Annotated in this window: 21 protein-coding genes; 18 read left to right on the forward strand and 3 right to left on the reverse strand. The window is 28.8% G+C overall.

Annotation, left to right across the window (positions count from 1 at the left end; all coding sequences use genetic code 11):
• Nucleotides 1-124 precede the first annotated feature (124 nt).
• The 11 genes from BTO07_RS06475 (at nt 125) to BTO07_RS06520 (ending at nt 13577) form a co-directional block, all read left to right on the forward strand.
• On the forward strand, nt 125-484 hold the full coding sequence (locus tag BTO07_RS06475; RefSeq protein WP_087520456.1) for a hypothetical protein: 360 nt from the start codon (nt 125-127) through the stop codon (nt 482-484).
• A 60-nt stretch (nt 485-544) separates the two neighbouring features.
• Nucleotides 545-802, forward strand: coding sequence for a hypothetical protein (locus BTO07_RS06480; RefSeq protein WP_087520457.1), 258 nt, complete (start codon nt 545-547; stop codon nt 800-802).
• A 156-nt stretch (nt 803-958) separates the two neighbouring features.
• On the forward strand, nt 959-2653 hold the full coding sequence (locus BTO07_RS06485; RefSeq protein ID WP_087520458.1) for an AAA family ATPase: 1695 nt from the start codon (nt 959-961) through the stop codon (nt 2651-2653).
• 2 nt (nt 2654-2655) lie between these two features.
• Nucleotides 2656-3633, forward strand: a complete 978-nt coding sequence (locus BTO07_RS06490) for a hypothetical protein (protein WP_087520459.1) — start codon at nt 2656-2658, stop codon at nt 3631-3633.
• 64 nt (nt 3634-3697) lie between these two features.
• Entirely contained in the window at nt 3698-5692 is a 1995-nt protein-coding gene (locus BTO07_RS06495; protein WP_087520460.1) for a type I restriction-modification system subunit M, read from the forward strand.
• The gene (locus BTO07_RS06500; RefSeq protein WP_087520461.1) at nt 5692-7053 is read left to right on the forward strand and encodes a restriction endonuclease subunit S; all 1362 of its coding nucleotides are present in this window, start codon (nt 5692-5694) and stop codon (nt 7051-7053) included. The genes BTO07_RS06495 and BTO07_RS06500 overlap by 1 nt, the downstream gene beginning before the upstream one ends.
• A 17-nt stretch (nt 7054-7070) precedes the next feature.
• Nucleotides 7071-7529, forward strand: coding sequence for a hypothetical protein (locus BTO07_RS06505; protein WP_087520462.1), 459 nt, complete (start codon nt 7071-7073; stop codon nt 7527-7529).
• Between the two features lie 96 nt (nt 7530-7625).
• Entirely contained in the window at nt 7626-9287 is a 1662-nt protein-coding gene (rmuC, locus tag BTO07_RS06510) for a DNA recombination protein RmuC (protein ID WP_087520463.1), read from the forward strand.
• Nucleotides 9288-9290: 3 nt separating this feature from the next.
• Nucleotides 9291-11243 (forward strand): DEAD/DEAH box helicase family protein, encoded by a 1953-nt coding sequence (locus BTO07_RS06515; protein ID WP_198342518.1) that lies wholly within the window; start codon nt 9291-9293, stop codon nt 11241-11243.
• Nucleotides 11244-11252: 9 nt separating this feature from the next.
• Nucleotides 11253-12272: a type I restriction enzyme subunit R domain-containing protein gene (locus BTO07_RS17400; RefSeq protein ID WP_442956818.1), complete on the forward strand. Its 1020-nt coding sequence runs from the start codon at nt 11253-11255 to the stop codon at nt 12270-12272.
• 447 nt (nt 12273-12719) lie between these two features.
• Nucleotides 12720-13577 carry a hypothetical protein gene (locus tag BTO07_RS06520; RefSeq protein WP_087520464.1) on the forward strand — a complete coding sequence of 286 codons (858 nt, stop codon included), beginning with the start codon at nt 12720-12722 and terminating at the stop codon, nt 13575-13577.
• A gap of 57 nt (nt 13578-13634) precedes the next feature.
• On the opposite strand, the gene BTO07_RS06525 is transcribed toward BTO07_RS06520, so the two are convergent.
• Both BTO07_RS06525 and BTO07_RS06530 read right to left on the reverse strand, forming a co-directional pair.
• Nucleotides 13635-13823, reverse strand: coding sequence for a hypothetical protein (locus BTO07_RS06525; protein WP_087520465.1), 189 nt, complete (start codon nt 13821-13823; stop codon nt 13635-13637).
• A 26-nt stretch (nt 13824-13849) separates the two neighbouring features.
• A complete protein-coding gene (locus BTO07_RS06530; RefSeq protein ID WP_087520466.1) occupies nt 13850-14194 on the reverse strand; it encodes a helix-turn-helix domain-containing protein in 345 nt (114 codons plus the stop codon).
• A gap of 644 nt (nt 14195-14838) precedes the next feature.
• On the opposite strand from BTO07_RS06530, the gene BTO07_RS06540 reads away from it, so the two are divergent.
• The 4 genes from BTO07_RS06540 to BTO07_RS06555 are packed head-to-tail and all read left to right on the forward strand — an operon-like array spanning nt 14839 to nt 16451.
• A complete protein-coding gene (locus tag BTO07_RS06540; RefSeq protein ID WP_087520468.1) occupies nt 14839-15594 on the forward strand; it encodes a hypothetical protein in 756 nt (251 codons plus the stop codon).
• Nucleotides 15595-15596: 2 nt separating this feature from the next.
• Complete coding sequence (locus tag BTO07_RS06545; protein ID WP_087520469.1) at nt 15597-16019, forward strand: DUF5675 family protein; 423 nt, start codon at nt 15597-15599, stop codon at nt 16017-16019.
• Nucleotides 15997-16248, forward strand: coding sequence for a hypothetical protein (locus BTO07_RS06550; RefSeq protein WP_087520470.1), 252 nt, complete (start codon nt 15997-15999; stop codon nt 16246-16248). The genes BTO07_RS06545 and BTO07_RS06550 overlap by 23 nt, the downstream gene beginning before the upstream one ends.
• A gap of 5 nt (nt 16249-16253) precedes the next feature.
• Entirely contained in the window at nt 16254-16451 is a 198-nt protein-coding gene (locus tag BTO07_RS06555; RefSeq protein WP_087520471.1) for a hypothetical protein, read from the forward strand.
• Between the two features lie 17 nt (nt 16452-16468).
• Here the strand turns inward: BTO07_RS06555 and BTO07_RS06560 are convergent, their stop codons facing one another.
• On the reverse strand, nt 16469-16888 hold the full coding sequence (locus BTO07_RS06560; RefSeq protein ID WP_087520472.1) for a DUF6943 family protein: 420 nt from the start codon (nt 16886-16888) through the stop codon (nt 16469-16471).
• A gap of 520 nt (nt 16889-17408) precedes the next feature.
• Between BTO07_RS06560 and BTO07_RS06565 the strand changes: the two genes are divergently transcribed.
• Genes BTO07_RS06565 through BTO07_RS06575 form a run of 3 tightly spaced genes read left to right on the forward strand, consistent with a single transcriptional unit; the run spans nt 17409 to nt 18880 of the window.
• Complete coding sequence (locus BTO07_RS06565) at nt 17409-17624, forward strand: type II toxin-antitoxin system Y4mF family antitoxin (protein WP_087520473.1); 216 nt, start codon at nt 17409-17411, stop codon at nt 17622-17624.
• On the forward strand, nt 17611-17946 hold the full coding sequence (locus BTO07_RS06570; RefSeq protein ID WP_087520474.1) for a HipA N-terminal domain-containing protein: 336 nt from the start codon (nt 17611-17613) through the stop codon (nt 17944-17946). Before BTO07_RS06565 ends, BTO07_RS06570 begins: the two co-directional genes overlap by 14 nt.
• Entirely contained in the window at nt 17936-18880 is a 945-nt protein-coding gene (locus BTO07_RS06575) for a HipA domain-containing protein (RefSeq protein WP_087520475.1), read from the forward strand. The genes BTO07_RS06570 and BTO07_RS06575 overlap by 11 nt, the downstream gene beginning before the upstream one ends.
• Nucleotides 18881-19001 lie beyond the last annotated feature (121 nt).

Consider the following 19001-nt stretch of genomic DNA (forward strand, 5'->3'; position numbering starts at 1 on the left):
AATTATGGTTTTCCATAATAGTATCTCAATTCAATTCACTATTTTTAATGTTCAAAAAAAAATTGCATAAAGTGCATTTCTACTTCAACATTTGACGTATAAAAATGTATTAATCTATTGTTATATGAAAGCTGAATACTACATAGATTCCTTTAAGGAACTTAAAGAAAAAGTAAAAGAAGATGAAAATAATTTTGACGAAAGAGAATTCTATTTCCTTATTGAGGAAATAGAAGCTGAAAATCATTACCTATTTGAACAAGCAGAGAAACATCCGAAATATAATTTTGAACCAACTCAAGAAGTTCCTGAATCTATAACATTAGATGCTTTAGAGAAATTAGTAATTAAAATTAAAAAATTTATTAAAAAATCACAACCTTTTGATCCCGAAGAAGAATTAGACAGAATGTTTCCAGATAGACATAATGAAGATTTTGATGAAGATTCAATGAGTTATGACAGTGTTTTTGGTGGTGATTAAATATTTATAAAAAATAGATATGTTTAATTTCATCTAAAACTAGATTTTCACTTCAAACTTATGTCACAAAATAAAAATATTCAGAAACGAAGAACCATTTTAGATGAATGCTTTGCAATGCCAACAGGCTCATTTACTTGGGATAAATTAGCTGAAGCTATTCAAGCAAAAACAGGAACTCTTTATAGTAGAAAAACCATTTTTGATGATATTAAATTTATTAAAGAAACAATAGAAGATAATAAAAGTAAAGAAGTTGATTTTGATGAAACTCCAGTGTTTATTCAAAATTTGTATGATGATAAAAAGAAGATTTAGAAAAAGGGTATATAGGTATTATCCTAAATGTAGTTTTAAACGACTAATTAGAATCTAAAATTTCAGAAAGAAGAGAAGGTTTTAAAACCTATAGAATTAAGAAATAAAATTGCAAAGAGAATTGGAGTATTAACTAAAAAATACTCATAAACAAAAATGGAAAGAATAAAATTATCAAACTTTAGAAAAATAGAAGATAATTGGAGCTTAGATTTAGCGCCAATTACTTTTTTTACAGGAACAAACAATTCTGGGAAATCAACAGTAATAAAATCTTTATTGCTTCTGGAAGATTATGTGAAATCTAATGACCATTTTGAATTAAATTTTCATGGAAATAATTTTTATAAACATAAAATTGAAAGTTTTAAGAGTGCTGTTAATAGAGTAAACTATAAAGAACTGAATAAAGATATTTCTTTTGAATACCAGAATAATGGATATAAAATAACTTTAATATTTCAGACAGGTCATCATCATCAAAATGGGGTATTAAAGAATTTAAGAATGGTAAGGTCAGATAAGGCAACTATAGAGATGAATTTAGAAAGTTTAAATACTTATCAACTTAAAGTAGATTCACTTTTGATGAATAAATCAAAAAAAACTGATAATTTAAAAGAGTTAACTCAAGAAGAAATTCTTATAAATAATAAAAATGAGATTCAAAATTTAATTAATGATGGGCAATCAAGGATAAAGTACATAGAGAGTGAGTTAATCGAAATTTCATCGGCAATTAAAGAGTCTCAATCCAAAGACGTTTCTAGTTTACCAGAATTTTACCAAAACGACTACCAAAATAAAACAGAGGAATTAAAAAAAATAGTATCAGAGAGTAATAAAGGTATCATCTCTTTGAATCAGATGATTTTAGAGTATGAAAAAAAAAATAACAAAATAGATAAATTACTTAAAAAACAAACGGTAGATAATAAAATCTTATTTTATAGTCCTAGATTTTCTTTAGATGATTTTAGCATTTCAAATAGAAGAATTGACAAAATTATAAGAACTGTTTTACCTAAGTATTTGGTTGATAATAACCTTGGGAGCAAAAGAAAAAAGAATGATTTTAAAAATTCAGATGAAAGTTTAGAGCTTGACAAAGCTAACAAACTTGGTGATGAGCTTTTATTAGCTTTATCTTTTAATGTTAAACATTTAAGCCCCAACAGAAGTAGCCAAAATAAAATATTTATACACGAAAATAAAGATGTAGATATTAATAGTTTGGTTCAAAATCATTTTGAAAAACAATTGCATTCAGATTTAACTGTTTTAGAGTTTATGAAAAAATGGATGTCTAAAGATTATTTTGATATTGGTGATGATTATAGAATTACGACTTACGAATCTACAGTATCAAAAATTGAAGTTTTTGAAGATGAATCTTGGATTAATTTGTCAGACAAAGGTTTTGGAGCAGGACAAGTCTTTTCAATTCTTTTAGCAATAGCTTCAAGCATTCTAGAAAATCAAAGAAAAGTAGCTGAAAAAGGGGCTTTGTTTCAAGAAGACTTATCTGTTATTCTAATAGAAGAACCTGAAGCAAATCTGCATCCTGGTTTGCAATCAAAATTAGCAGAATTGTTTTTAGAAGCTAATCTCAAATTTGGTGTTCGATTTATTTTAGAAACTCATTCTGAATATATGATTAGGATGTCTCAAATTATTGTGAAGCAAATTAATGAAAAAGAAGAAAATACTAAAACCCCTTTTGAAGCCTATTATTTTGATAAACAAGATAAACCATACTCTATGATTTATAGAAAAGATGGAAAATTTACAAATGAATTTGGCTCTGGTTTTTTTGATGTTAGTTCTAATTTAGCTTTTGATATTTTATAATTATGGATATTTATATAGATAAAGCTAATTTAATTTCTTTTATAAAATCTAAGAGTCATACTTTATTTGATGATTGTAATAAATTATTAAAAAAGCAGCTAAACGTTTACTTTAATTTCCCGAAAAGCGATTTAAAAGAAAGTCCTTTATTATTAAATTGGATAACTACTTTGAGTCAAGGAATGGGTGAAATAAATGTAATTAAATTTGATTACAAAGAGCCAGTAAGACCATTAAAATCTAATAGTTCTAATGATTTTTGTTCTAATAAATTAACATCAGTGTATTTATTGGAAGATGATGAAACTGAAAAATTTAAAAACTCTGGTTGCGTTTTGGTAGGTAAGGTAGGGGAAGAAATACAAATTCTTAATAAACTTTTCATTAATCAAAATGATTACGATTTTGAAAGAAAATGGAGAATTAATGGAGACAATTTTAAAACATGGAGTGATTTAAAAGAATATTCATTGCCTTTAACAGATATACTGATTATAGATCCTTTTATTTTAAGTAATAAAGATACGGATACAGATACTATTGATTTAAACCTAATAAATTATTTAGACGTATTATGTTTAGAATCATTTACTAAAGCAAATATTATTATAGTAACAGACCCTAACCGCTCTAGTTATACTTTTGATGAAATCAAGAAAAAAATAACATGTAAATTATCTACCCAATTAGGCAAGCGTCCGTCTTTTACGTTAATTTTTACAAAGCGTGAGCATGATAGGGGGATTTTAACAAATTACGAAAGAATTTATTCTGGAGATACTTTTAGTTTTTGGAATAACAGAGGTCAGAAAATAACAAAAGGAAGAGAAATATCTTATTCAAGTTTGGCTAAAAAAGAAAATCATGATTTGGCAATTAAGTTAGTTGAAGATATTCAACAGACTATTACTTTTTTAAATAAGAACAATCCAGATTACATTCAAGGAGATAAAATATCCAATTTTCTGAATTTCAACTAATCGTGCATATCAACCGCACACATAATATATATATTTGTACCGTACAACAACAACAAAACAATAAATGAGCACCAATAATAACAAAGTAGACGTAGGTTTTATCTGGAGAATAACAGACGATGTATTACGAGATGCCTTCAAGAAGAATGAAATAGGAGATGTGTTATTACCATTTGTAGTAATAAGAAGATTAGATTGTATGCTCGAAAATGTAAACGAGAAAGTACGCAAATCTTATACCGATTTTAGAGACAAAGTAAGTGAAGATAAATTAGACCCAATCTTAAAGAAGGCTGCAGGAGGTTTAACCTATTATAACACCTCAAAACATACCTTACATTCTTTAAAAGACGAACCACAATACATAGAAATCAATTTTAATAATTACTTAAATGGTTTCAATGCAGAAGTAAGAGATATTTTAGAAAGTTTTCAGTTCGATAAAGTAATTGCACGTTTGGTTAAAAACCGTTTGTTGTATGAAATGATAGATGCTATTTGTAAAATAGATTTACATCAAAATACGATAGACAACCACTCTATGGGTTATGTTTTCGAAGAATTGATTCGTGTTTCTAACGAGCAATCTAATGAAACAGCAGGAGAGCATTTTACACCAAGAGATGTAATTGCCTTAATGAATGCCATTATTTTTACTCCAGAAAAAGACGAATTATCTAAATCAGGAATCATCAGAACTATTTTTGATCCTGCTTGTGGTACAGGTGGAATGGTAAATTTAGGTAAGAATTTTGTGTTAGATGATGTTTGTAAAGACAACCAAAATAAGCCAACTATTTTAACGTACGGACAAGAATTAAACGAGCAATCTTGTGCTATTGCAAAATCGGAAGCCTTAATATCTGGTGAAAACCCAAGAGATGTAAAACACGGAAACTCATTTACAGACGATCAATTTCAAGGGAAAAAATTCCATTATATGATGGCGAATCCGCCTTATGGAGTTACTTGGAAAAAAGACAAAAATTATATAGAAAACGAAGCCTTAAACCCTGCAGGACGTTTTTACGCAGGTACACCACGTTCAAGTGACGGACAATTATTGTTTTTACAACATATGATTTCTAAAATGGACGAGAAAAATGGTTCACGAATAGGTGTGGTAACCAATGGTTCTCCCTTGTTTACAGGTGATGCAGGAAGTGGTGAAAGCAATATTAGAAAATGGATTATAGAAAACGATTGGTTAGAGTGTATTGTTGCCTTACCTAAAGATTTGTTTTACAACACAGGTATCAATACGTATATCTGGTTTTTAACCAATAAAAAAACAAAAGAACGTAAAGGAAAAGTACAGTTAATAAATGCAAATGCATCTAAAGTAACAGGTACAAATGCAAAAGGGAAAGAAGAAACCGAACATATTTTTGCACGTTCTAACAAAAAGAGTTTAGGAAACAAACGAAACGAATTAACTCAAGAACATATTAACGAATTGGTAACTTTATACACCAATTTTGAAGAAAACCAATATTGTAAAATTTATAATAACGACGATTTTGGCTTTTACCAATTAACTATAGAACAACCAAAATTAGGAGCAGAAGAAATAGAAAAACTAAAAGAAAGTTATAGTTGTTTTAAAAATCCCGTGATTAAAGAAAAATCTTTTTATGATATACAGACTTTATTAGACGATTTAGAACATCATAAAAGTAAAATAGAATCTAATATTGAACTTTTAGATGATGTTGAATTTTCAAGGCTTTTTTGTAACCAAGTTTTATCTAAAATAACCAAGAAAGAATTAAAAGAGTTATCAGAGTTTTTGAAAAAAGTAAAAAAACCAGACTCTAAAAAACGAGACAAAGAGAACGTTTCTTTAGGTAATCATCCAGATGAGTATTTCGAAAAAGAAGTATTACCTCACGTGCCAGAAGCTTGGATAGATTATGACAAAACACGTATTGGCTACGAAATTAATTTCACCAAATATTTTTACGAATACAAAGGTTTACAACCAGCTTCTGAAATTAAGGAGGATATTATAGAATTAGAAAAAGAGATTGCTAAACTTTTAAATGATTTGTTGGTATAATGAAGAAATACGAATCATATAAAGAAACTTCTATTCCTAATTTAGTTAAGGAATTACCCATCCACTGGAAGAGTTGTAAGATGAATTATTTGGTAGAAGTTAAAGATGGGACTCACGACTCGCCATCATATGTAGATGAAAGTGCTTATACATACCCGCTGGTTACTTCAAAAGATTTAGTTTCTGGTAATTTAGATTTTTATAAATGTAAATTTATAAAAGAAGAAGATCACTTTAATATTATTAAAAGATCCGATGTTTCAAAAGGTGATATTTTAATGCCAATGATTGGAAGTGTAGGTTCTCCTGTTATTGTTAAAACAAATCGTGAATTTTCAATAAAAAATGTTGCTTTATTTAAGACATCGAATAATGAAGAAATAAATACTTCCTATTTAAACTATCTTTTATCAAGTGATTTTATAGAGAGACAGTTTGATTTAAATTCTAATGGAGGTGTTCAAAACTTTGTTTCTTTGTCTGTTTTGAGAAAATTAAATATTTTTTCATTACCATTAAAAGAACAAACCAAAATAGCAAATTATTTAGACCACAAAACAACTATTATAGATGCTTTAATTGATAAAAAGGAGCAACTTATAAAAAAACTACAAGCACAAAGGCAAGCCATTATTAATGAATTAGTATGCAAAGGTTTAGATAAAAATGCTAAAATGAAAAACTCTGGTATAGAATGGTTTGGAGAAATACCAGAGCACTGGAAGGTTGTGAAGTTGAAGTATATTTCTGATGTTTCTTTTAGTAGTGTTGATAGACATCAATATAAGGATGAACTAAAAGTAAATATTTGTCATTATCCTGATGCCTATAAAAATGATAAAATTCTACCAGAAACTAAATTAAGTGAAGGTACTTGTACCTTTTCGGAATATGAAAAATATCAATTGAAAAAAGGTCAAGTAATAATTACTAAAGATTCTGAAAGTGCTGATGATATTGGTGTTCCAACATTTGTAACTCAAACCTTCCAAAATACTGTTTGCGGTTATCATTTAGCGATATTATCAACTTATGAAAATCAACTAAAAGGAGAATATCTTTTTAGGTTTTTACAAACCGATATCGTAAAATCTTTTTTTGAAACAAACGCTAATGGAGTTACCCGATTTGGACTTGGAAAACCTACAATTGAAAACTTATATGTTCCAAAATTAGAAATAGAAGAGCAAAATAAGATTGTTTATCAAATTAATTTAAAAGCAGATAAAATTGATTCAACAATTATTCAAGTAAAAACAGTAATTCAAAAACTAAAATCCTATCGTCAATCTATCATTAGCGAAGCAGTTACAGGTAAAATAGATTTAAGAGATTGGCAAATTTCTGAAAAAAAGGTTTAATCTAAAAGGAAAAAAATATGGAGCGAACATATATTGTTAAAAACGAAAAATTCGAGATTGAAATAAACGAAATTTTACCTAGAAGATCTATTTTTCATATTGATAAGTCGAGTTTTCAAAGATATACTTTGGCTAATTTTGATATTCTCTTAACTTGGAATAAGGCGAGTAAAGAAGGTGTTAGTGATACCTTTCAAGTTATTTATAAAGGTGTTGTTTTAGTATCCATTATTGTCACTCAACTACAAAATATTGTAGATTATTTAAATAAGTTTAATGCTATTTCTAAAGAAGAACTAGTTACATTATATGATGAAGCAATTCTTAATGAAAAATCAGTTTTAGAATTTGAAATTGAAAGTCTAAAAGAAAAAAAGAAAGACCTAGAAGAAAAGGTTAAACTTTTAAATCAAATAGGTGTTAAAGGAAAGGAGTTGAGTGAATTGGTAGAAAAATTTAAAGATGATAAGGTTTAGGTTTTAATAAACAGATATTCTTAATAAATATGGGTAAAATAGAAAAAAATAGAAAAATTAATTAAAAAATTAGATCGCTAGTCTAAAGAAAAAATTATGGGAGAGATTGTATTATACATTGTACTAGGAGTTATACTTGGTTTTATCATTGGTTGGTTAATCTCCAATTTTAAAACTAATAAATCAGTAAATCAACAAAAAGAAGAGAGTCAAAAAGAATTTGTATTACTAGATAAACAATTTGCAGAATTTAAGGCAACTTCTAATAGTGAAATTCAGCAACAAATAAAGGATATTTTCGAAAAAGAGGGTCAACTTTCAGTCGTAAAAGAAGAACTTGAAAACTCAGAAAAAGAAGTTTTAAAGCTAGAAAAAGAACAAGCTAGATTGTTTGCAAATGAAGATGCAAATACCTTAACTCTTAAAGAAAAAACAGATGTTATAATAGGTCAAGAGAAAAATATCAGTTCTAAAATTGAAGAAAATAAAACAGTTTCTGGTGATCTAGCAACCAAAACAGCGAATTTAACTGCTGCAAAAAACACCATTCATCAACAAGAAGAAACTATTAAAACTTTAAAAGAAGAATTAGATGGTCTTAATAACAAATACAACACTACTAACGAAAGTTTAGCAACTTCTAAGGCAGAAAACACCTCTTTAGAAGCCAAACTAACAAGAGAACAAAAAGAAATTAAGGAAGTAAGAGAACAATTTAATCTAGAGTTTCAAAATATTGCAAGCAAAATATTAAAAGACAATACCAAATCTTTTTCAGAATTAAATGAATCAAAAATTAAGGAGTTATTAAGTCCTTTAAATAAAGATATTAATGAGTTTAAAACTAAAGTAGAAGATGTTTATAATAAAGAAAGTAAAGAGCGTTTTTCTTTAGGTGAAAAGGTAAAAGAATTATCGGTTAAAAGCGATCAGATTAGTCAAGATGCAATCAATTTGACAAATGCTTTAAAAGGAGAAGCAAAAACCCAAGGTAATTGGGGTGAAATGATTCTGGAAAGTATTTTAGAAAAATCTAATTTACGCAAAGGTGAAGAGTACTTTATGGAGCATCAATTAACTGATGATGATGGAAAACCATTAAGGTCTGATTCAGAAAATAAAAAAATGCGACCAGATGCAGTAATTAAATATCCAGATAATAGGCATGTAATTATTGATTCTAAAGTTTCCTTAAATGCTTTTACAAGATACTTAGCAACATCTGAAGTTGATGAACAAAAGAAGGAGTTAAGTAGTCATATTTCAGCAATTAAGAATCATATTGTTTCTTTAAGTACAAAAGGCTATGACGATTATAACAAAGCCTTAGATTTTGTAATGATGTTTATACCAAGTGAACCAGCATATATTGCTGCAATGCAAGGAGATGCTAACCTTTGGAATTATGCATACGACAAACGTATTCTGTTAATGAACCCTACAAATTTAATTACTTCATTAAAATTAATAGTAGATTTATGGAAACGTGAATATCAGAACCAACACGCAATTGCTATTGCAGACAGAGGAGCAAAATTATATGACAAATTTGTTGGTTTTGTAGATAATTTAGAAAAAGTAGGTACTCATTTAGATAGAGCTCAATCTTCTTATAATGATTCTTTTAAACAATTAAGTAGTGGTAATGATAATTTAGTATTACAAGCAAGTAAACTAAAAGAATTGGGTGTGAAAAACAAAAAAGAACTGTCTAAAGGAATACGAAATGAAGCTTCTATAAATATATTAACAAAATAATTTATGGCATCAGGAACTAAAGAGATTCATTTTGAGGAACATATAGAATACTACTTAACAAAAACAGTTAAAGAGTATACAAGTGTGTCACCAGCTTTATATGACAAAGATTTATGTGTAATTCCTTCAGAAATTATTGCCTTTATAAAAGACACACAACCAAAACAATACCAAGCATTAGAGAAACAATATGGCGCTTTAGTTGATGTTAAAATTGTAGAAACGATTGCTAAAAACATCACTAAAAATAAAACGTTAGACGTTTTAAGAAATGGAGTAAAAGATAGAGGTCAGAAATTAGCATTGGCTTATTTTAAACCTGCACATAATAAAACTCCAGAACACGAAATTGCCTTTGGTCAAAATCGTTTAAGTTTAGTACGTCAATTGCAATATTCTAATCGAAATAAAAACGAAATAGATATTGTATTATGCATCAACGGAATTCCTGTAGTTACTTTAGAACTTAAAAATGCATTAACAAGACAAAATCACCACAATGCAATCAAACAATATATGCAAGACCGTGACCCCAAGGGAGAGCGTTTCTTAGAGTTTAAACGTTGTTTGGTACATTTTGCAGTAGGTACAGAAAAAGTGTTTATGACAACTCAATTAAAGGGGAAGTCTACGTTCTTTTTACCTTTTAATAAAGGATTAGTGAATGAAAACCCAAATGGTTTTGCAGTATCATACCTTTGGGAAGATGTATTGCGTAAAGACTCTTTATTAAGCTTGGTGCAAAATTTTATTAGTGTACAAGTTGATAAAGAAAAAGTATATAACTCTACTACAAAAAAGTTAGAAGAAAAGAAATCTACTAAATTATTGTTTCCTCGTTTTCATCAAAGAAGAGCGGTAAACAGAATTCTAGAAGCACTAAAAGTAGACGGAACAGGTAAAAACTATTTAGTGCAGCATTCAGCAGGTTCAGGTAAATCAAATACCATTACTTGGTTAGCATACAGATTGGCTAATTTTTATCAAAATTATACAGATAATAAAGCACTGTACGATTCTGTAATTGTAGTTACAGACAGACGTATATTAAATAAACAGATTCAAGATAATATTCGTCAGTTAGACAACACTCCTGGAGTTGTTGCTTATTTAGATGAAAAAACTACTGCACAAGACTTAAAAAAGGCAATAGAAGACAAGAAGCGAATTATTATTACAACAATTCAAAAATTTCCTGTAATTTCAGATGTTGTGGGTAGTTTCTCTGATAGAAATTATGCTGTTTTAATTGATGAAGCACACAGTTCTCAATCTGGTGAAACCTCAAGACACATGCGTAAAGCATTAAGTTTAGAAGAAGCTGCCAAAGATGAAGAAAATATAAAAACTGTTGATGAAATTATTGCTGAAGAAATTTCAAAAAAAGGACAACAAGATAATATTTCACAATTCGCTTTTACAGCAACACCAAAGCCAAAAACAATAGAGTTATTTGGGACTAAAATAAATGGTCAATTATCTGCTTTTGATGAGTATACAATGGAAGAAGCCATTAAAGAAGGCTTTATAAAAGATGTGTTAAAAAACTACATGTCTTTTAAGCGTTATTACAAGTTAATAAAGCAAACAGAAATTGATGATAAAGAATACGAAAAGAAAAAAACAGTTCGTGTTTTAGCAAATTATGTTGACTTGCAAGACCATGCAATTGAGAAAAAGGCAAGAATAATGTTAGAACATTTTGTGAGTAAAACGCAAAATGAAATTCAAGGTCAGGCAAGAGCAATGTTGGTTACAAAATCTAGATTGCACGCAGTACGTTTCAAACGAAAGTTTGATGAGTTAATGAGTGAAATGAATTTACCATACAACGCATTGGTAGCTTTTTCAGGAACTGTTAAAGATGATGAAACTGATGGTGAATACACTGAGGTTAATATGAATAATCTTGAAGGGAAAATTAGTATTCCTGAAGCCTTAAAGTTGCCAAAATAGAGACTTTTAATTGTTGCTAATAAATTTCAGACAGGTTTTGATGAACCTTTGTTACAAACAATGTTTGTTGATAAGAAATTAGGAGGAGCAAATACAGTGCAAACTCTTTCTAGGTTAAATAGAAACAGAAGAGGTAAAGATGCTACAATGGTATTAGACTTTGTAAATGACCCTGAGTTAGTGCAAGCTGATTTTCAGCATTTCTATGGTAAAAACTTTATGGAAGAAGAAAATGAAACAGATCCTAATAGTTTATATGATGTTTTAAATCAAGTAGAAGAATATAAAATTTTTTATGAAACAGAAGTAAATACGTTTGCAGAAATATTTTTTAGAAAAGGAGATGATTTTGAGTTATTGCAACCTATTTTAAATTCTATTTCAACGCGTTTTGCAGATGAATTAGAAGAAGAGGATCAATTAGGTTTTAAAGCGGCAGCAAAGTCGTTTATAAAAATTTATCGTTTTTTAAGTCAGATTATTACGTTTACAGATGTAGAGCTTGAGAAGAAATATGTTTTTCTTACAGCATTACTTAAAAAATTACCATACATACAAAGTAATTTGCCTTTAGATGTTGTTAATGATATAGAGTTAGATAGTTATAAGATTCAATTTAAATTTCAAAACGATTTATCTTTAGTTAAAGAAGATGGTGAAGATTATGGAATGACTCCAGAAGGAACTGGAGGAAATATAGATGAAGACGTAGATTATTTATCTAACATTATAAAAGTATTGAATGATACCTTTGGTTTGGAACTTACAGAAGAAGATAAATTAGATTTTAATCGTGTCAAGAAAAACTTATATGATAATCAAGAATTAATGTCGTATTTCAATAAGCAGAATTCTAAAAATGATATTAAAGATAAATTTGAAGAAGAAGTTGATGACGAGTTTTTAAACTTTATAAATACAAAACTAGATTTCTATAATAAAATGACTGATGATAAAGCCAATGGTTTGTTTAAGAATCTATTATTTCAAGAAATTTACAATAGAGAAGTAAGAGGTTTGAGAAAGTAGGAAATGTTTTAGTTTTTTTTTAAAATAAACCCACATCGCTGAGAGGTGGGTAAAAATTGCTATGAATAAGCCTTGAAAAAGACTTCTTCGAAAAAGAAATTAAATATACTCCTTTTTATTTTATAAATTCTATTTCTTACCATTTCTAGATTATTCACTCACTATTTGGCTAATATTTTTAAAAATATACTTAATCGTGTATTAATTAAAAAAGATGTGGTCTTTACTTACTAATTTTGAATATTATTAATTCTTAAAAAAAACAAAAAGATGAGAAATTTCAAAGATGACCCAACACAAGCTGATTTAGACAATCACTCAAATCAATTAAATGATAATAATGATGAATATTGGAATTGCAGAGAATAACAGGGTTTAAAACTACTTTTTAAATTTTATTAATTAAAAATAATAGCAATGTCATAATAGCATTGCTATTTTTGTTTTATGATTGATTTTGAAAAAATATTAAAGGAAACTGTTATACCAAATAATGAAAGTTTGAGTATTCAAATGGTTGAAACATTTTTTATTAAGAAATATGGCAGTAGGTTAAAAGCTAAAATAGCATTTGGTGATTTATTAGAGAAATCAATAGATAATAAAGATTTTGAAGAAAAATTAAAGTCAGAGCTTGGAGTAGATATTCTGTTGGAATTTTTACAGCTTTTTAATGCCGCAAAAGATTTTACAAGTTTGATTGATCTGATGCAAGAATTTCGGGAAAAGAAACTAAAAGGAAAGACGAAAGAAGAAGCTGTTGAAATCTATAAGAAATTATCTATTTTAGATAGTATGTCCAAAAGTTATAATATTCCTGAAGCATTAGAAAAGGAAATTATTAATAAAGTTAATGAAAATACCGTATTTACATTAGCACAAACACGTAAAGAGTTAGGGTATCCAGATCCTCGTACTTTTAATCCTTGGTTAGAGGTCTTTTTTGATAATAAATATGATAAAAGAATTTTAGAAAAGGGCAGAAATGCTGGTAAAATATCACTTTTAGAGTATTTAGAAATAATTTCAGCTTTTATGTTGAGTTATGATGAGAGTAAATTTGATTTTAATAATATTTCAGAAGTTAATAGACGTTTTAGGGAAGATAAAAAAACACAAAAGAAATTTTTACGTAAGCTTACTGATAATAATTATTCCTATTTAAAAGATAAAATTTCTGATATTAAATATTTATCTGAAAATAAAATTATAAATATTGATGTTAGCTTAAGAGATGAAAAAACATTTAGAAATATGCCGTTTAGTATTGTTTCAATAATTAAGAGTGAATTAAAAAATTATTAGAAATAATTCTTTATTATTATTATTATTATTATTAATAAACATACAACATTTTAATTGTTAAGATTTTTTAATATGGTTTTCTAAAAGGTATCTTATACCATCTTCAAAGCTGAAGTTTGGTAATGGTTTTTTGATTGTATTGGTTAATTTTGATTTAACTAAATCACGATTTATCATAACGTTTAATTTTATCAATTCATCTTTAGATAAATGTTTTGCAATATTATATACATCCGTTGCTGACATTATTTTTGATTTTTATAACTCAAAAATTATAATCCTACTTTTAGATTTAATCCTTTTTTTAATAAATATTTATCAGTTTTTTGTTCAATTTCTTCTTGTGTAGATATTTTATTTTCTAATACCCATTTAGTGACAACTTCTTTATCAAAATATAATTTATTTCCTTTCTTAGAATGAGGAATACAGCGTGTTCTTGTTAATTGATAAATGTAAGTTTTAGATAAATTTAAATATTCCGTCAATTGATTAATCCCCATTATTTCTGGATAATTACTTTTTGAGGTATTTCTTTCGATATTCGAATTTATTTTTTCAAGTAAAAATTCAATTCGATCTAATCTTTGATTTATAATTTCAAATGGGTTTTCCATAATAGTAACTTTGTTTATTAAATAAAGTTAGAAATATAAATATTAAACTAGAATAAATAATTAAGAAAAAAGAAAGTAAAAGAACTAATGAAGATTTTTTAAAGGACACAACTGTCAACGCCTCTGTCAACTCCAAAAATAAACCCTTGATAATCAATAGATTAACAAGGGTTTTGCGGAGAAAGAGGAACTAAAACTAAACGGCTGTTCCCTTTATTCATAGGGGTTTTAAGATTTAAATTCACGAACTGACACCGAAATAGATTCTTAATTTTTAGTCTAAAATGTACTGATTTACGATATCTATCTGAATACCCGAATATTCTGAAAATTCATTGATTGTTATAAATTGATGAGGCTCTTTATCTAAGAAACATTTTATATCATTTAATAGCTTACGACCATACCGTTCACTCCTACCAGTTATGCGTTGGATATCTTTTGGATAAATACAAGCTCTTTTTTGATTCATGATACTTTATCTATGCTTTATCCATACCGAAGACTGCAATCACCTTTATTAAAAACCGAATAAAAAGATGTTTTTGGTTGTATCGGAATGGATGGTCATTTCTGGAATGCCTTTTTTTACAATACGCTCTAAAGTTACGTGATTTGATCTCATAATCAAAAAATATAATATTATGGCAAAGCAAACAGGAATTATCAAATTGAAAGGAACTATTGGAGGGATCTCGTTTTACAAAACTGGAGATGGTCATTTAGCTCGTGAAAAAGGAGGCGTGGATAAAAGTAGAATCCAAAATGACCCAGCATTTCAAAGAACACGTGAAAATGGTTCTGAATTTGGACGCGCAGGAAAAGGAGGAAAAGTTTTACGAAATGCCATTCGTGTGCTTTTGCAAAATGCAAAAGACAAACGTGTGGTGAGTAGATTGACAAAAGACCTTGTGGCAATTGTTAAAACTGATGCAGTAAACGATAGAGGATTGAGAAATTTACAAGATGGAAATTTGAGTTTATTGGAAGGATTTGAATTCAATTTGAATGGTAAATTAGGATCCACATTATTTGCTGCTTATGGTAAAAATTTTGATAGAGTTACTGGAGATGCAACTTTAACAATTGCAGCATTTTCTCCAACCATTCGTGTTGCTGCTCCAAATGGAACTACACATTTTAAAGTAGTGATGGGAGCTTCAGAATTAGATTTTGTGAATGAAACCTCAACATTTGAGAATGATGCAACTGCCATTTTACCTTATTCAGCTGCCGATACTGCACCGATTGCATTAACAGCTTCTATTACTGCTGCCTCTACATTACCAGTGGTACAAGTTTTAGGAATTGAGTTTTATCAAGAGGTAAATGGACAAATGTATGCTCTAAAAAATGGAGCTTACAATGCTTTATCAGTTGTTACTATTGATACTCCATAATTATGGAGTTGGTATTAGAAAGAGCATATTTTAAAGAGGGTACTAATGGTACTCTCTTTTGCTCTCAGGCATTTCTCTGTCACACCATTGAATTGCCCTGGGAAAATAACAAGCGAAATATTTCTTGTATTCCAGAAGGGAACTATGAAATTGAACCCCGATTTTCGAAACGATTTCAACATCATTTGATTGTCAAAAATGTTACTGGTAGAAGCTACATTTTGTTTCATCCAGCAAATGATGCAAAGAAAGATTTGGAAGGTTGTATTGCTCCTGTCAGCTATTTAAGTGGCATTGGCAAAGGTCTTCACTCAAAAAATGCACTGCAAAAATTATTGTCTTTAGTGTATCAAGCAAAAGAGCGAAAAGAAAAAATATCATTCACTATTAAATCACAGAATTATGAAAATTATCGAACGTTATAAAAAACCAACCCCTAAATTTTTTAGGCTATTAAGAAATATTGGTATTGCATTGGCAACTGCAGGAGGTGCAATTATTGCCGCTCCAATTAGTGTACCTGCAATAGTAATTTCAATCGCGACTTATATGACTGTTGTAGGAACTGTAGCAACAGCCGTAAGTCAAGCAGTTGTTTCTGATAGTCCAAAAATAATGGACAAAAATTCTCCAGAAAAATCCGTAAAAAAATAACTCCTATGAGTCCACATTTTCCAAATTCTAATTTAACAGCAGGAGTTTTAGGAGGCACATTTTTCTCTTCATTCCCCAATATTGGGACCCAAGATTATATTGCTACGATTGTTCTTGCGATTCTGGGAGCTGTGGTCAGTTTTGTAGCTTCTGTACTAATGAAACTCTTACTCAAATCCATTAAAAAGCAGTACAAAAAATAATTGTACTGCTTTTTTTATTACTTCTCGAACTTCATAGAACACATTAAGACCCTTTTTAATTCTTGAATGGCTTCGTATTTATTTTTAAAAACAATTTCTAATTCCTCCACTTTTTTTAATGCCTTGAGTTTGGACTCAAAATTATTCTGACCAAAATACTTACTATTTTTTACCAATAAATTTTTAACATCAGCAATGTAAATAAAGGGAATGACAGACCCTTTTAAATAAATACGATAACATTTTGACTCTAAAAGCATATACGACAAATGAAAGAGTGCTTCTTTTTGTTCGTTCGTTTCTGTAGAAATTACAAACGAATTTCTTACAGGAGCTCCAAAAGGTTTTCCGGAGTTTAGCCCTTTGTTTAAAATAAAAAAATGAGGTTTTGGATAGCTGCGTCCAGGTTGGTGTGTCTTGATTTCAAAAGCTTGCATAATTATCTAATTAAAAGTTAAGATTCTTTTGCTGTGCTTCGCTTTTTTCCATAAAATTTTGAAAAGGAAAACAACAAAAAGAAAGCTTATTTTTAATTGGTGTGGCTAGACTATCAAGGTTTTTGTGAAAAATACTACTGATTTAGAAAGTACTTAGTTGATGCTTTATATATGTTGATTAGACGTAAATAAGTACTGAAACAAGTTCCGTTTAAAGTGGAGATTTTTTTCAAAACCCGGAGGGCTTGACCTTTATAGGCTAAAAGCGTTGGCGTTAAAGAGTACCTCTTTTAATACTATTACACCAGTTATAAGAATAATGAGAAGTTGAAACAAGTTCAGTACAAGGAGAACCAATTGTTTTGCTGTCTTTTTTTGTTTTTCTTTTTTACCTTTCTATCTTTTCTATTACCCCTACACATTATATCTTAAAGCATATAAAAAGACACTATTTTAATAAATTATACTTAAATGCATATAAATTCATATATTTGCTTATATTTATATCTAAAAGCATATAATGGAATTGTTATCTGAATTTGTGAAAAAACGTAGAAAGGAAGTACAGCTTACCCAAGAAGAATTTGCAGAACGGGCAGGTGTTGCTTTAACTGTGATACGAAAAATAGAACAAGGTAAAACCAATTTGAATTTAGAAAAAGTCAATTTGGTTTTGGCGATGTTTGGACACGAATTGGCACCAGTATCAAAAAAAGTAGCAAATGAGACAAGGTAACGTATATTATAAAGAGATTTTGGCAGGAACGATTACAGAAACTGGTGAAGGAGATTATGTTTTTGTTTATGATGAAACATATGTTGTAAAACACCCTAAATCATTTATTACTTTTAGTATGCCTGTAAGAAAAGCCCCCTATATTAGTAACCGTTTGTTTCCTTTTTTTGAAGGATTGATTCCTGAAGGATGGCTATTGAATGTAGCAACCGAAAACTGGAAGATAAAATCAAATGATAAAATGGGTTTGTTATTAGCTTGTTGTCAAAATTGTATAGGAGCTGTTAGTGTTGTACCCATAAAAGAGTCTAATGAAAACTAAAAAAAACTGTTTGTACTGTTATAAAGCCTTAGAAAATGAAATTGATTTTCATAAAAAATGTGCTTTAGAATTCTTTGGAACTACTACTCCACCCAAACTCAGTTATAATTTAACAGAGATGGATGCTTTGGCCAAAGATGTTATTTCTAGAAGTATTGCTGTGCCAGGAGTACAACCCAAACTATCAATGTCTTTAGACAACAATACTAGTACAAAAGAAAACCCAAGACTTACAGTTGTTGGGGCCTTGGGAGGAAACTATATTTTTAAACCACCCTCATCAGCATATAAAGAAATACCAGAAAATGAGCATTTAACGATGCGTATTGCTGAAGCATTTAGTATTAGCGTTGTTCCTTCTAGTTTGATACGACTTGCCTCTGGTGAGCTTTCTTATATTACCAAACGTATTGATAGAACTTCTGAAGGAGACAAGATACATATGATTGACTTTTTTCAAATTACAGAAGCTTTTGATAAATATAAAAGCTCTATGGAAAAAGTAGGAAAAGCAATTGGGCAATATGCGAGTAACACCTTATTAGATAAAATCTTATTTTTTGAATTGGCATTGTTTAGTTTTTTAACAGGAAATAATGACATGCATTTGAAGAATTTTTCTATGATTGAGAGTGCTTCTGGCTGGAAACTAGCCCCTGCTTATGACTTGTTAAATGTTGCAATTCTATTGCCAGAAGATACAGAAGAACTTGCTTTAACCCTTACAGGGAAAAAAAGCAATCTAAAAAAACAACATTTTGAACAATTAGGGATTGACTTAGGATTGACAGAAAAACAAATCAAAGGTGTTTTTAAACGCATGCTAAAAAACAAAACCAAAGCGATTCAATTCATTGAAGCTTCTTTTTTATCTGATGAGATGCAACTATCTTATAAAACTATCTTAGATCATAGATATCAAAAAATAGAATAAAAAAGAACTTACAATACAACCAACCTAATTGAAAGTAATTAGTGAAGTTAATCCTGATTGAAAAAATAAGAATGAGCTATAAAAACCAACTTTATAGCTCATAATGCAAAAAAAAGAGAAC

Source organism: Polaribacter sp. SA4-12 (genome assembly GCF_002163675.1).
Taxonomy (GTDB): Bacteria; Bacteroidota; Bacteroidia; order Flavobacteriales; family Flavobacteriaceae; genus Polaribacter.